This is a genomic window from Yoonia sp. (assembly GCF_036770585.1).
Taxonomy (GTDB): domain Bacteria; phylum Pseudomonadota; class Alphaproteobacteria; order Rhodobacterales; family Rhodobacteraceae; genus Yoonia.
Genome location: NZ_DAIPIW010000001.1, coordinates 13,432 through 27,349 on the forward strand (window position 1 = coordinate 13,432; position 13,918 = coordinate 27,349).

The 13,918-nt window shown below is 61.9% G+C and carries 11 protein-coding genes and 1 tRNA gene; 7 read left to right on the forward strand and 5 right to left on the reverse strand.

The annotated features are described in order from the left end of the window. The 3 genes from V7N12_RS00060 to V7N12_RS00070 all read right to left on the reverse strand — a co-directional run bounded on the left by V7N12_RS00060 (position 1) and on the right by V7N12_RS00070 (position 4,156). Entirely contained in the window at positions 1 to 786 is a 786-nt protein-coding gene (locus tag V7N12_RS00060) for a hypothetical protein (protein ID WP_333711803.1), read from the reverse strand. After that, positions 779 to 2,266, reverse strand: coding sequence for a hypothetical protein (locus V7N12_RS00065; protein WP_333711804.1), 1,488 nt, complete (start codon positions 2,264 to 2,266; stop codon positions 779 to 781). Before V7N12_RS00065 ends, V7N12_RS00060 begins: the two co-directional genes overlap by 8 nt. A gap of 81 nt (positions 2,267 to 2,347) precedes the next feature. Continuing rightward, positions 2,348 to 4,156, reverse strand: a complete 1,809-nt coding sequence (locus tag V7N12_RS00070; RefSeq protein WP_333711805.1) for a glycosyltransferase family 2 protein — start codon at positions 4,154 to 4,156, stop codon at positions 2,348 to 2,350. Between the two features lie 251 nt (positions 4,157 to 4,407). Between V7N12_RS00070 and V7N12_RS00075 the strand changes: the two genes are divergently transcribed. Then, a complete protein-coding gene (locus V7N12_RS00075) occupies positions 4,408 to 5,541 on the forward strand; it encodes a glycosyltransferase family 2 protein (protein WP_333711806.1) in 1,134 nt (377 codons plus the stop codon). Positions 5,542 to 5,766: 225 nt separating this feature from the next. On the opposite strand, the gene V7N12_RS00080 is transcribed toward V7N12_RS00075, so the two are convergent. Continuing rightward, positions 5,767 to 6,078, reverse strand: coding sequence for a hypothetical protein (locus V7N12_RS00080; RefSeq protein WP_333711807.1), 312 nt, complete (start codon positions 6,076 to 6,078; stop codon positions 5,767 to 5,769). A 520-nt stretch (positions 6,079 to 6,598) separates the two neighbouring features. On the opposite strand from V7N12_RS00080, the gene V7N12_RS00085 reads away from it, so the two are divergent. The 6 genes from V7N12_RS00085 (at position 6,599) to V7N12_RS00110 (ending at position 13,631) form a co-directional block, all read left to right on the forward strand. Then, positions 6,599 to 7,516 carry an AAA family ATPase gene (locus V7N12_RS00085; RefSeq protein ID WP_333711808.1) on the forward strand — a complete coding sequence of 306 codons (918 nt, stop codon included), beginning with the start codon at positions 6,599 to 6,601 and terminating at the stop codon, positions 7,514 to 7,516. Continuing rightward, on the forward strand, positions 7,516 to 8,727 hold the full coding sequence (locus V7N12_RS00090; RefSeq protein ID WP_333711809.1) for a vWA domain-containing protein: 1,212 nt from the start codon (positions 7,516 to 7,518) through the stop codon (positions 8,725 to 8,727). Before V7N12_RS00085 ends, V7N12_RS00090 begins: the two co-directional genes overlap by 1 nt. A 96-nt stretch (positions 8,728 to 8,823) precedes the next feature. Then, on the forward strand, positions 8,824 to 9,738 hold the full coding sequence (locus tag V7N12_RS00095) for a GAF domain-containing protein (protein ID WP_333711810.1): 915 nt from the start codon (positions 8,824 to 8,826) through the stop codon (positions 9,736 to 9,738). A gap of 215 nt (positions 9,739 to 9,953) precedes the next feature. Then, a complete protein-coding gene (locus V7N12_RS00100) occupies positions 9,954 to 10,451 on the forward strand; it encodes a (2Fe-2S)-binding protein (protein ID WP_333711811.1) in 498 nt (165 codons plus the stop codon). Between the two features lie 10 nt (positions 10,452 to 10,461). After that, on the forward strand, positions 10,462 to 12,822 hold the full coding sequence (locus tag V7N12_RS00105) for a xanthine dehydrogenase family protein molybdopterin-binding subunit (RefSeq protein ID WP_333711812.1): 2,361 nt from the start codon (positions 10,462 to 10,464) through the stop codon (positions 12,820 to 12,822). A gap of 11 nt (positions 12,823 to 12,833) precedes the next feature. Beyond that, on the forward strand, positions 12,834 to 13,631 hold the full coding sequence (locus V7N12_RS00110) for an FAD binding domain-containing protein (RefSeq protein WP_333711813.1): 798 nt from the start codon (positions 12,834 to 12,836) through the stop codon (positions 13,629 to 13,631). A gap of 130 nt (positions 13,632 to 13,761) precedes the next feature. Here the strand turns inward: V7N12_RS00110 and V7N12_RS00115 are convergent. Beyond that, positions 13,762 to 13,848: transfer RNA gene (locus V7N12_RS00115), tRNA-Leu, on the reverse strand. Positions 13,849 to 13,918 lie beyond the last annotated feature (70 nt).

A 13,918-nucleotide genomic window follows, 5' to 3' on the forward strand; every position in this document is an offset into this window, starting at 1 on the left:
TCAATACTCCCAAAGGAAGTAGCGTTTGAGATCGAGATAGGCGGCGGTGTCCTCGGCCCCGCGCGGGGTCAGAAGCGCGTGTTTCGGCCAGAATAGCACCTCAAGGATCGTGGCGCCGCCAAGGGTCTTCTTCAGCCCGCTGCGGTGACTGCGGCAGCCGATGAAGAGGTCGGCACCGGTCCGCATACCGGCATCCGCGCCTTCCGCGATCGTCGGGGGCGCGAGGTTCTCGGCCACGGCCAGCCTGTTACCGCAAAGCGTGACAACCGCCATGCGCAGACCATCGGGTGAGGACGTGACGGGGGCCACGACCTCGACCGCGCCGCGGGTGTCTTTCACGGTAAAGAAGTCGCCTGCGTCCGAGAGGTAAAGATAATTGCTGTCCGCATCCGTGCCGCCTGTGTAGCCGGTGTTGACGGTCAGCAGGGTCTTGGCCTGATCTTCGGCCGGGGGATGATAGATGACGGCCATCGAAAACGTGCCGGCACTTTCGGTGACCTTTTCGGCGACAAGACCGCAGTTGACCTCGGGCACGCAGCGCAGGCCCGAATAGGGGCCGACTTCCGCCAGCAGCCCGTGCCCCTCATTGGGGTTTGCGGGGGTGGCTTTGGCATTGCCGTCGGCACTGCGCCATTCCTTGATCGCGCCAGAGGCATTGTCGATCTCGAAAGCGTCCCAGTCGCCGCGAAACCAGATCGCGCCGGTTCTGGCAATGGCCTCGGCAAAGGCTGCACGTTCGGACCCGATCAGCGCGCCTTCGGGCAGGGTGGCGTCAAGTTCAAGCATCGCCACCCCCCGCTTGCAGCGGCAGAAGACATGGCAGCGCCCAGCGGTTCAGCACACGGCCCGTGGCGCTTTCAAGCTGCCAGCTATCGCGGACCGCACCGCAGTTGGCGGGGAAGCTGCCCGCGCGCGGCGCGGCGCCATGGGCATAGGCGACCTTGACGGCGTCGCCTGTCGGAGCGGCCGACAGTGTCAGCAGGATTGCGTTGCTATCCGCAGGATCGACGGTGACCGATGTGATCTCGACTGCGTTTTCCGCAGCCAGAACCCGAAAGCCTGCCGCCGGTCCGGCCTCGAAAGGGTCATAGGCGTCGACGACCAGATCGGTCGGGGCGCGGGCGGTGATACGGATGACCTTGGGGTCCCTGGTGCGCTCGGCCAGGTAGAAGGTCGGGCATTGCCAGCCCTCGGGGTCGGTGACGGCGGCGGCTGTCATCTCGGCCATTTCGCGCCGTGCCTGCGGTGTCGGACGCTCGAACCTGTCGTGGGCGAACATGTAGGATGGCGCGGAATAGAGGAACCGGTGCGCGCCATGGTTCCAGCCAAGCTCCCATTGGCCCTCTATTGCGGCGGCATCGGTGATCTCGGCGGTGCCGCTTTCCATGCGGGCAACGAACAACGGGTTCTCGAAGCCCAGCTTGAACAGCGCGTCTTCCGCACGGGCCATCAGCGCCAGCATCCCGTCGCGATAGGCGGTCGGATCGCCCGAGGTATCTTCCAGACTGTAGTCGAGCTGCACGCACATCAGCTTGGGCTTCTTGCCCATGCGTCTGGCGGCCAGTGCCAGATTGCTGGCGGCGGTGATCATGTTGCCGAAGGCCTTGCCGCCCGCGAGGTCTGCGGCGGTGGCCGAACTATCGGTTTCGATCCGCGTCATGAACAGGGGGAAGGCCTCGTGTTTTTCCATCTGCCAGCGGATGAAGGTTTCGGCCACCAGCGCCTCATGCGTGACCTCGCGCAGATGTTCGAGGCTGTCGCATGGCTTGGCATCCTCGACGCCTGCGTGACCGACGGCACCTATATCATCGGCAGGGGCAAGGATATGTTGCGGATACTTCGACGTCTCGCGCGTGGCGATGGCGGCGCGCGGTCCGCCGATCCCGAGAATCCCATAAAGCGGACCGGGCGCGTCGCCAAGGATCGCGCCGCCCGCCACCAGCCGCCGGAAGCCGCGCACGCCCTGATCGCCGGGCAGGTTCGCGGAAAAGAACAGCCATTCGCCCTCTTGTCGCAGGTCCCAGGCATCGACACCTTCGAGGTGGTCGTGCGGGTCGGCCCGCTGGATAGGCGAGGTCGCGGTTTCACCACCGGAGGCGGTCAGGTTCAGTTTGCCCGACAGGCGCAGCGCGATATCGTCGATCACCTTGTCCGACAGGCGCATGACCAGACCGCTGGGATCATAGCGGATCACGTCGCCATTGCGGGCAACAACGATCACCCCATGACCGGGTGTCTTGTCGGTCTCCCTGGATTTGCGTGCCAAGCGGGTGCCCCTTGTTCTTGTGGTGTTTCCCTGTCGCGCCTCATCTGAAACGAACGTCGCGGACAAGGCAAGCCGTTCGCCCTATTCCAGCCTGTCGAACTGGAGCGAGCCTGCGGCATCGCGGCCTTCGACCTCGTGCAGCCCTGCCTTGGCAAGCAGGGGTCCATAGGCGGCGCGATAGGTGTCGCGGGCGGAATTGTCGTGAAACGGGATGATCACGCGGCGGACATGGCGCAGGTCGGCCTTGGCCAGAACATTCGGCGGCAGATCGGGCGCAGACCCAAGACGCAGCGCATCGGGCCGGAAATCCCGCAGGTAGGCCGCAAGCCCGCTTGCCGCCCCGTCCTTGTCGGCGGGGAAGACCAGATCGGCGTCAGAGAATTTCAGCCGGGCCGTGTCGCCGATCCCGTTTCGCAAGGCGATGTCCTTGGCCATCCTGATCAATGCCTTGCGGCCATCCTGTGCCATCACGACAAGGCCCTCGGTATCGCGCACGGCCTTGATCGCAAGGAAGCCGACACCGGTGCCGATTTCCAGCAAGCGGTTCATCCCTTCGAGATATCCGCCGATATTACGCGCGTTCTTGCGGTCGAAGCGGCCCGACAGGACGGCATTCAGCGCCTCGGGGTTGAAGATGCGCGGATCGGCGGGCAGGGCGATATCGTGGTTCGGCACCCAATCGACCGGGATATCGCCCGAGAGGTCGATCGTTTCGGTCACATAGTGATAACCCCCGGCGTGCCCCCAGCCCTCGATAGTCTCGTGGCGGCGGTCTTCTTTCGGTTGGTCGGCGACGCTCTGTTCCACGCGGCTCATCAGGGCGGCGATCTTGGCGGGATCGCGGGCGACGGGGGGCTTGGCGACGACTTGCGTGATGGGCACCTCGCCCGCAGCGATCAGGCTGTCACGCAAGGCGCGATAGCTTTCGGTTTGCTTGTATTCGGCCAGCCGCGCCTCGATCCGGTCGAGTGCCTTGTGGTGAAGGTGGTTCAGGACGGGATCCTTCAGCAATTCGTCCATGATCGCACGCCGTCTCTTTGCATGGCGCAGGATGACGCGGTCCTCGACCTCGTTGCGGTCCTGCAAGGACCAATAGTCTGCGTTGTATTTGTCTTTCTTGTTGTTCACGTTGCCGCGGAACTTGCGCAGGGCGTAGGCATCGACCGATTTGACCGCGTAATGGTTCATCTGCGCCCAATCATAGCCCAGCGTGCGCCGGATCGACCGCCAGCCGCGAAATTTGAAGTAATCCTCCATCGGCTGGCCGGACCCGTTGAGCCATTTCACGGTCTCGGGGAAATCCGTCTGCAGCCAGCGGTTCTTGATCGCAGGGCGGTGGATGCCAAGCTTCCAGTAGTCGGGATCGAACTTGAACAGCGTCTTGACGCCCCACCCCTTGTTCCAGAGCGGGGGTGCCGCGCGCAGGTATTGCTCGGTCACCGGTGCGCGGGACCAGTCGGTGATACCGCCTGATCCGAAGATGCGCCACGTGATCACAATGCCGTTCGCGCCCTCTGCCACGGCATCGGTGATCATGCCGTCCACGGTGCCTGACGGATGGCTGATCGCCAGAAATTCGTCCGCATCGAACAGGATCACCCAGTCGGCATTGCGGACCAAGGGCTCGGCCTGCGCGTGCTTGATGGCGGATGGCTGGGGCTTGACGCCTTCGGGAATGTCGTTGGGGCGGTGATAGCCCAGCCCCAGCTCTTCGAGCCGTTCCAGCATCTCGACCGTGCCGTCGGTGCAGTCGTTGGTATAGACCAGAATATCCGAGAAACCGACCGCCAGATGATGCGCGAACCATTCCAGCAGGAACGGCGCTTCGTCCTTCATCATGGAAACCGCCATGACGGTCCCATGCGGGCTGGTGTGTTTGAGGTGGTGCATCGCAGGCCGAGTTTCCTTGCCCTTTGGTAGGCCAGTGCCCAGCAAGATGGTAGCCCTTCTTCCTCGCAATTCCTTGATAGACCCATCGCCGACCCTTACTGTCGCGTCGCTGAGGTCTTTCCAATCTGCCGATTGCAGAGATCCTTTCCCTGGACAGTAGGGCGCCCAGCAGGGTTAGCGAAAAACGGCAATTGATCGCGGCAGGTTGAATCCCTCACAGTTTCGATCCAAACAATCACCAAAGGTGCAAAATGCAGACAAACAGGAATTATCGATGGGATTGGCCGATAAGCCTTGTTGCAGATAGCCTGCCCGAAGATGTGTGGCGGCAACGCCAACGCTGCATTCTTCTGGCCATCATGAAGAATGAAGCACCCTATATTGTCGAATGGGCGACATATCACTACGCGCTCGGATTTCGGGAAATTATTGTGTTCTCGAATTTCAGCGATGACTACACAGATGAGATCCTAGATCGTCTCGATGACCTTGGCATCGTTAGACACCGTCCTCATCCGATCAATGCGTTCTCCTCGGTCGGTCAGTTCAACATCGCTGCGCTCAGGTTTGCGAAGCACTTTGCCAATTATCAGGCAAGCGACTTTATGATGATGATTGATGCCGATGAGTTTCTGGAAGTCGGTGCAGGGCAATATGACCTCAACGCATTCTTTGATCTGAACGGAGAATTCGAAGTGGCATCCTTTCTTATGCGAGGCATGCGTGGGAAGGATGAAAGACTCATCAAAGACGGGCAGTTGCTTGACCGCTTCCGGCAAGCAACTTGGAGACGCGGCCCTGTCGAAGGCGAACGAACAATCGTTGGCGGTTCTGTAAAGTCCTTGGCGCGGACGAAGTTCAAGAACGGGTTCCACCGCAACCATAGACCGATGAACAGGCGGTTCTCGAAGATGGGACTGCGTTGGATCGATGGTGGTGGTGCCGCGTTCGGACCGGAATTCACAGACAGGCGCGTGTCTTCTGTCAAACGGGATCGGGCCTCTCAGGTTGGGGTGGTCAACCACTACGCGCTGCGGTCACTAGAAGGCTTTATGGTGAAGATTGGGCGAGGCGCGGCTGCCGCGGCAGATCGAAAAACGATGAACGAGACTGCGCAGCGGAAATGGTGTGCATATTGGAACAACCGAAACAAATCGCCAACCACCGATGAGCCACAACAGTTTCTTCCGCCACTCTTCAACGACATCTTCAATCTCATCTCGTCCGACCCGATCATTTCCGAGCTTCAGCAAGCGGCACTTGCCTCTCATCGCAAGCGTGCAAAGGAGATGGCCGAGACCGCGTTCGGTCAGTCAATCCTTGAAGGCATAGGAATGTCGGGTGAAGCCTTGGAAGATCGCAGAACACAACTGTCGTCTGAGTGATGCCAGCCTATCCTGCGCAACAGTCTAGTTGGCTGAACGACGCAAAGCCGTGCTTGCACAGATCACAGGACGTTTCCCGACGGCCCTTGAAATTTTTCCCGTGCGTCAAGATTGCGGTTTGACGGTAAAGGTCAAAAGCAAAGACCGGCAGGCATGCGCAAGATCTGGAACACAGAGGATCTTCGGCGCCCAGCCGGACCTTGCGGACTGGGATATCGAAGTCTTTCAACGATCCCGAAACCCTGCGGCCCCGTGATGCGCAGTAACACCGAAGAGGCGCTGAATGACCACGACTACCGACCCAATATCGATCCGGTCAACTAAAACCGGAGGCTGACCAAGAATATCGGGATCGTCGTTCCTTTGCTGGTGGCCCCGTATTTCACCAAGATCGCTCGCAACTTCAAGCAACCCTGTAATGGTGCCGGAGACCGCTTTTGCGCAGGCAGGCCACAATGGGAGGACGCGGGTGCCACCCTGACGGATGAACTTCACCTCTACGAGACCACGATAGTCCGAATGCTGAACGCCGGTCATCAGGTCTTGTCCAATGTGGGCGAGCTTCTGTTGTTGCCGACGATTGCTGCCTTTATGGCCTATCCCGCCATGGCGGATTCGTCCTGCCGAACCTGCGTGATGCCCTGAAGTCGGAAGGTGCCATTGAAGGTCTGGGCATGATCGAGGCGCTCTGGGCGCGGATGACTGCGGGTACGTACGCGTGAGGACAGAAGTGAGATTGCGGCCAACGATCCTCATCGGGACGTGTTGACCGCCTGCGCGGCGGATGCCAAAGCCGACCCTCGTGTCTGGCTGAAACAACACAGGATACATGGAAACCTTCGCGAGAATGCCCGCTTTGCTGCCGCATTCGCCGCGAAGCTGTGGCAGGAGGCGGATCAGGGATGCCGCGCGGCGACGGATCAGGTGATACGCCGCTGTTGGCCGGACCGCCGCTGGCATGATTGTCAACAACGTCAGAAAACCTATACTTGACCAACGCGAGATGCGTCGCGGGAAGGCGTTTGCCGTATGCGTGACAACATAATCCGGAGGCCGCGTGGTTCAGGACATTCCAAGCTCGATCACTGCAACGATCGACCTTCTTTCACGCCAAAACTACGTTTGTGGCCGCGACCTCGGGACGGTGGCCTATCTTGCGCTGCGTCTTGGCAAGCCTCTTTTCCTTGAAGGCGAGGCGGGGGTCGGCAAGACCGAAATCGCCAAGGCGCTGGCCGGTGCCCTGGGTCGGCCCCTGATCCGGTTACAGTGCTACGAGGGGCTCGATGCCTCTTCTGCCATCTACGAATGGAATTTCGCCGCGCAGATGATCGCCATCCGTGCCGCCGAAGTCGCCGGTGACACCGACCGGACGGCCTTGCAGACGCAGCTTTTCTCGGATGCGTTCCTGATCCGCCGCCCGCTTTTGCAGGCGCTTGAGCCGCACCCATCCGGTGCGCCGGTGCTTCTGATCGACGAGATCGACCGGACCGACGAACCTTTCGAGGCTTTCCTGCTGGAACTGCTGTCCGACTATCAGGTCACGATCCCCGAGATCGGAACCATCACGGCCGAGACCCCGCCGATCGTCATCCTGACCTCGAACCGGACGCGGGAAGTGCACGATGCCCTCAAGCGGCGCTGTCTCTATCATTGGGTGGACTACCCCAGTTTCGCGCGCGAACTCGAGATCGTCAGCAACCGTGTGCCTCAGGCCTCGGCGCGGCTTTCGGCCGAGGTGGTGGCCTTTGTGCAGGGGTTGCGTGATCAGGATCTTTTCAAGGCACCGGGGATTGCCGAAAGCATCGACTGGGCGCGTTGCCTTGTGGCGCTGGATGCGGTGGCGCTGTCGCCCGATGTGGTCAACGACACGCTGGGGGCCTTGCTGAAGTATCAAGACGACATCGCCCGTATCGCCGGCGCCGAGACAACGCGCCTGCTGGACGAGGCAAAGGGCCGTCTGGCCGCCGTCGGGTGATGCAAGCGCCATCCGATGCCGACGGACGGTTGGTCGACAACATCGTCCATTTCGCGCAGGCGCTTCGAAAAGCCGGTATTCGTGTGGGTAGCGGTCAGGTCGAGGTCGCCATTCAGGCGGTCTGCGTCACCGGTTTTTCGGGAAAGCCCGACTTTTACCATACGCTGCGGGCGACGCTGGTCACGCGGGCTGACGACCTCGAGGTCTTTCATCAGGTCTTCGACCTGTTCTGGCGCGATCCCGGCTTTCTGGATGCGATCATGCATATGCTGTCGCCCCAGCTGCGCGACGATGCGGCGCCTGCACCGGCTTCGCCCGCCGACCGCCGTGCGCGCGAGGCGCTGGGCGATGGTGAAGAACGCAAACCGCCAACCCAAGAGCGTGACGAAATCGTAGAATATGCAGCGTTCACATGGTCGGCCGCCGAGATCCTCAAGGCCAAGGATTTCGAGCAGATGACCACTGCCGAACTGACCGAGGCAGAGCAGGCCGTCCGGCAACTGGACCTGCCTGTGAAACCCTTGCGCACCCGGCGGTTTCGGCCCACGCCTGCCGGTTCGCGCCCGGACGCGCGGGCCACTCTGCGCGCCGCCGTTCGCAGGGCGGGCGAGATCGACCGGATCGCGAAGAAAGACACCGTGCCGCGCCCGCCGGATCTTGTGGCGCTGTGTGATATCTCCGGTTCGATGGCGGTGTATTCACGGATTTTGCTGCGCTACCTGCACGCGCTGTCCCATGCGCGGGTGCGGTCGTGGGGGCGGGTGCATGGCTTCACCTTCGGAACTCAGCTGACCAACATCAGCCGTTCGCTTGCTCTGCGCGACCCCGATGCGGCGCTTGCCGCCGTGGGGCAAGAGGCACGGGACTGGGAAGGCGGCACCCAGATCGGCGCCGCGATCGAGACCTTCAACAAGCAATGGGCGCGCAGGGTCCTGTCGCGGGGGGCGGTGGTGCTTTTGATCACGGATGGGTTGGAACGGGGGGACCTTGGGCTGTTCGAACGCGAGGTTGCGCGCCTGACCCGACAGGCGCGGCACGTCATCTGGCTGAACCCGCTGCTCCGCTGGGAGGGGTTCGAGCCCCGGGCCAGCGGCATCAGGATCCTTCAGGACCATGTGGACAGCGTGCATGCCTGCCATTCTCTCGACAGCCTCGGCGCGCTTTCAGAGGTGCTGAGCAGAACGACATCACGAAGAAGACATCGCGCCTGAATTGACACGAATCCATCTGCGGACGAAGCTGTGTGTGGGGAGGAGCGCATGGGGTTGAACCGGTCGGAAACGGGCGCGCATTTGCAAAAGATACAAATGGCCGTCGAAGGCAATGCGGTCGGCCGCTCGCCGATCGTCGCGTCCTGGCGTCGGTGCCTCTTGCACCACGGGGTTCCCGCGGAACGCAATCAGAAGGCCCATGTCCTGACCAGCGGCGAACTGACCGATGCGCGGTTGCGACAGGATCGCCTGCTCTATGTCGCGCGCCCCTTGCTGGAGGATTTGTTCCGGTCTGTGGGGCTGTCCGGCTTCACCGTGGTCCTTAGCGACAGGAACGGCGTTCTGCTGGACCAGATCTCGAACGACTACGACGAACCCGACTTTCATCAGGCAGGCCTGCGGCCCGGATCGGTCTGGGCGGAAAGCCATCAGGGCACGAACGCCATCGGCACGGTGGCTGTCGACGCGCTGCCGATGATCGTTTTCAAGGACCAGCATTACATGTGCGCGGTGACGCAACTGACCTGCGTGGGCGCGCCGATCTTCGACCCCGCAGGCGAGGTGATCGGGGTGCTCGACGTCACCAGCGCGCGCCATGATACCGAAGCCCAGACGGCGCAATTCCTGTTGCCGATCATTACCAACACCGCCAACCGGATCGAGACCGAGTATTTCCGCGCCTGTTTCGACAATGCGAACATCTTCGTGGCGAACGGCTATTCCAAGATCGGAACGCCGCTTCTGGCCGCCGATGACGATGACCTGATCATCGGGGCGAACCGCGCGGCGAGACGGTTGCTGGATATCAAGCAGGACCTGAATGCGGCACCTATTCCCCGCAGGGACCTGCTGGATCGCGGCGCGCAGCCGCGGGGGTTGAAGGCGGCTGAACGCAGCACCATCAAACGTGCCATCGCCCGCAACAACGGCAACATGTCGAAGGCGGCAAGGGACCTCGGCGTCAGCCGTGCCACCTTTTACCGGATGCTGGACCGGCATGGCCTGAATTAGGAACTGTCTCAGCCATGAGACAAGTCGACGAGGCATTTTGGGTCGCAAGCCGCCTGCCAAATTGACTCCTTTGCCTTTGCTTTGCTCTACTCTGCCCCATGATGGGGAGGAAACGTGATGGGCGTCTTTGGCCGGGGAGGGCCGAAGAGCCGTAGCGGGTCTTCCCTTGGCGGTTGCCAAAAGAACGGCACGGCTTCGTGATCAGGGAGGAAAGAATGACGCAAATCTCAATGACGGTGAACGGTAAGGCTGCAAGTGCAGACGTGCCGGACAACACACTTCTGTCCGACTTCTTGCGCGAAGGTCTGCGACTGACCGGAACGCATGTAGGCTGCGACACCAGCCAATGCGGCGCATGTGTTGTCCATGTGGACGGGCGCGCGGTCAAATCCTGCACGGTTCTGGCGGTGTCGCTTGCCGGTGCAGAGGTGACAACGATCGAAGGTGTCGCCCATGGCAAGGACCTGCACCCGATGCAGGCCGCCTTCAAAGAGCATCACGGGTTGCAATGCGGCTTCTGCACGCCGGGGATGATCATGTCGGGGATCGACATGGTCAATCGCTATGGTGCCGAGGGCAAGACGCTCGATGCCGCCGCGATCCGGCACGAACTGGAAGGCAATATCTGCCGGTGCACCGGTTACCACAACATCGTCAAGGCAATCGAAGACGCCGCCGGCAAGATGTCCGGTATGGCGCAGGCTGCGGAATAGGGAGGTTCACATGAGCGAAGGAATTGGTGCGCGCGTCGCGCGGAAGGAAGACAGACGTTTCATCACCGGCAAGGGCAAGTATACGGACGATGTCCGCGTGGACAATCAGGCCTATGCGGCCTTCGTCCGTTGTCCGGTGGCCCATGCCAAGATCAACGGGATCGACGCATCCGCAGCGCTTGCGATGGAGGGTGTGATCGCGGTCCATACAGGGCCGGAAATGAAGGAAGACGGTATCGGGGACATCATCACCGGCTGGGCCATCACCTCGAAGGATGGCAGCCCGATGCAATGCGGTGTCTGGAACCCGATGGTGACGACCCATGGCCGCTACGTGGGTGACGCCATTGCCGTCGTCATCGCGGAATCGCAAGAGATCGCCCGTCGCGCGGCCGAGGCCGTCGAACTCGATCTCGACGAACTGCCCGCGACGGTCGGTGTCGAAGCGGCGATCAAGGATGGTGCCGCGCAGGTGCATCAGAATGTGCCCGGCAACATGATCTATGACTGGGAAATCGGTGACGAGGCGGCGGTGAATGCCGCGCTGGAAAGCGCGCATCATGTGACCCAAATGAAGATCGTCAACAACCGCCTCAGCCCCAACGCGATGGAACCGCGCTCGGCCGTGGCGATTTTCGATGAAGCGGAAGACCACTACACGCTTTACACAACCAGCCAGAACCCGCATGTCGCGCGGCTGGTGCTGTCGGCCTTCTACAATGTCGCCCCCGAGCACAAGCTGCGGGTCATTGCGCCGGACGTCGGCGGCGGTTTCGGATCGAAGATCTACATCTATCCCGAAGAAATCGCCTGCCTCTGGGCCTCGATGAAGACGGGGCGCTCGGTCAAGTGGACATCCGACCGGTCCGAGGCCTTCCTGACCGACGCCCATGGCCGCGATCATGTGACGACCGCGACGATGGGTTTCGATGCGAACGGCAAGATCGTCGGGTTCAAGACCGACACGCTGGCCAATCTTGGCGCCTATGTCTCGCTTTTCGCGACGGTGACGCCGACCTATCTGCACGGCACCTTGCTGTCGGGCTGCTATGACATGCCTGCGATCTACGGCAACGTGAAGGCGATCCATACCAACACGGCACCTGTCGACGCCTATCGCGGGGCCGGTCGCCCCGAGGCCACCTATACCATCGAACGCATGATGGAGACGGCGGCACGCGAGATGGGCATGGCCCCCGCCGAGTTGCGCCGCAAGAACTTCATCACCGAGTTCCCCTACCAGACACAGGTGATCCTGCAGTACGACTCGGGCGATTATCACAAGACGCTGGATATGGCCGAAAAGATCGCGGATGTCGCAGGGTTTCCGGCTCGCAAGGCGGAATCCGCGGCGCGCGGCAAGCTGCGCGGTTTGGGCTATTCCACCTTCGTGGAAGCCTGCGGGATTGCCCCTTCGGCGGCGGTAGGCTCGCTTGGGTCCGCTGTCGGGCTTTGGGAAAGTGCCGAAGTCAGGGTCAATCCCGTCGGGACCCTCGAAATCCTGACCGGCAGCCACAGCCATGGTCAAGGGCACGAAACCACCTTTGCACAGGTCGCGGCGGATCGTCTGGGCATCCCGATCGACAACGTCCAGATCGTGCATGGCGACACCGACAAGGTGCAGTTCGGCATGGGCACCTATGGATCGCGTTCGGGTCCTGTGGGCATGTCGGCCATCGTCAAGGCGCTGGAGAAAGTCGAGGCGAAGGCCAAGAAGATCGCGGCCCATACGCTTGAGGCATCCGAGGATGACATCGTGATCGAGAACGGCGAGGTCAAAGTCGCCGGCACCGACAAGAAGATGGCCTGGCACGAGATCGGTCTGGCGGCCTATATCGCGCACAACCTGCCCGAAGGGATGGAGCCCGGCCTGAAGGAAACCGCCTTTTATGATCCGGTGAACTTCTCTTTCCCGGCGGGCGCGCTGATCTGCGAGGTCGAGGTCGATCCCGATACCGGCGTCACCACCATCGAAAAGTTCACCGCGGTGGATGATTTCGGCACCATCATCAACCCCAACATTGTCGAAGGTCAGGTGCATGGCGGTGTCACCCAAGGGATCGGGCAGGCGATGCTGGAACAGGTCGTCTATGACGAAAGCGGTCAGCTGATCACGGGGTCCTACATGGACTACTGCATGCCGCGTGCCGACGACGTGCCGTCCTACACGCTGGATCACAACGCAACGCCCTCGCCGCTGAACCCGCTTGGGGTCAAGGGCTGCGGCGAGGCGGGGGCCATCGGCTCGCCGCCTGCGGTGATCAACGCGATCACGGATGCCATCGGCACCAATGATCTGCAAATGCCAGCCACGCCGCTGGCGGTCTGGACGGCGCTGCAAGCTGTCAAAACCCCGATGGCCGCGGAATAAGGAGAGATCGGATGTACCAGATAAGATATCACAAGCCGGCAGCGATCGACGCGGCGCTGGCCGCGATGGAAGCCGCCGAAGAAGGCAAGCTGCTGGGTGGTGGGCAAACGCTTTTGCCGACGATGAAGCAGCGCCTTGCCGCGCCAAGCGACCTTGTCGACGTGCGGGGCATTTCCGGGATGCAGGACATCTCGGTCTCGGGCGGTGTGGTCACCATCGGGGCCGGTTCAAAGCATGCCGATGTGGCCGGAAACGCCGATGTCAGGGCGCAAATTCCCGCGCTTGCCGCTCTGGCGGGTGGCATTGGCGACCCTGCCGTCAGGGCCATGGGAACGATCGGTGGTTCGGTCGCCAATAACGACCCCGCCGCCGATTACCCCGCCGCCGTTCTGGCCCTTGGCGCAACCGTTGTCACCGACCGTCGCGAGATTGCGGCGGATGATTTCTTTGCCGGCATGTTCGCCACGGCGCTGGGTGATCACGAGATCATCACCGCGATCAAGTTCCCGGTGCCGCGCAAGGCCGGTTATGCCAAGTTCCACAACCCGGCGTCCCGCTATGCCCTGGTCGGTGTCTTTGTGGCTGATACCGGCGCGGGTGTGCGCGTTGCCGTGACCGGCGCGGCCGAGGATGGCGTTTTCCGGTCCACCGCGATCGAGACCGCGCTGGCCGCCGATTTCTCGGCCGGGGCGCTTGATCAGGTCAGTCTGGATGCGGATGGCATGCTGTCGGATATTCACGCGACGGCCGCCTATCGCGCGCATCTGGTGACCGTGATGGCCAAGCGCGCCGTGACCAAGGCAGGCTAGCCCGCGACGATCCGCAAACACGCGCCAGCCTGACCTTCGGGTTCGGCTGGCGGCGCGCATTGGCAAGCCTCTGACGGCACGGGCCATGGCCGCGCCATGCGCCTGATCATCATGTCAAATGTAGGGGGAATGGTGCCCAGGAGAGGACTCGAACCTCCACGTCCATACAGACACCAGCACCTGAAGCTGGCGCGTCTACCAATTCCGCCACCTGGGCACAGGGTCGGTGAGGGGCGATTTACGCCGCTGCCTTGGGGCTGTCAACGCGATTCGACGACAAAAAGGCG

Excerpts from the sequence above, each read along its gene's own strand:
- V7N12_RS00105 (WP_333711812.1), top strand. The coding sequence starts at position 10,462 with ATGAGCGAAGGAATTGGTGCGCGCGTCGCGCGGAAGGAAGACAGACGT.
- V7N12_RS00070 (WP_333711805.1), bottom strand. The coding sequence starts at position 4,156 with ATGCACCACCTCAAACACACCAGCCCGCATGGGACCGTCATGGCGGTT.
- V7N12_RS00100 (WP_333711811.1), top strand. The coding sequence starts at position 9,954 with ATGACGCAAATCTCAATGACGGTGAACGGTAAGGCTGCAAGTGCAGAC.
- V7N12_RS00080 (WP_333711807.1), bottom strand. The coding sequence starts at position 6,078 with ATGACCGGCGTTCAGCATTCGGACTATCGTGGTCTCGTAGAGGTGAAG.
- V7N12_RS00110 (WP_333711813.1), top strand. The coding sequence starts at position 12,834 with ATGTACCAGATAAGATATCACAAGCCGGCAGCGATCGACGCGGCGCTG.
- V7N12_RS00090 (WP_333711809.1), top strand. The coding sequence starts at position 7,516 with ATGCAAGCGCCATCCGATGCCGACGGACGGTTGGTCGACAACATCGTC.
- V7N12_RS00060 (WP_333711803.1), bottom strand. The coding sequence starts at position 786 with ATGCTTGAACTTGACGCCACCCTGCCCGAAGGCGCGCTGATCGGGTCC.
- V7N12_RS00075 (WP_333711806.1), top strand. The coding sequence starts at position 4,408 with ATGCAGACAAACAGGAATTATCGATGGGATTGGCCGATAAGCCTTGTT.
- V7N12_RS00095 (WP_333711810.1), top strand. The coding sequence starts at position 8,824 with ATGGCCGTCGAAGGCAATGCGGTCGGCCGCTCGCCGATCGTCGCGTCC.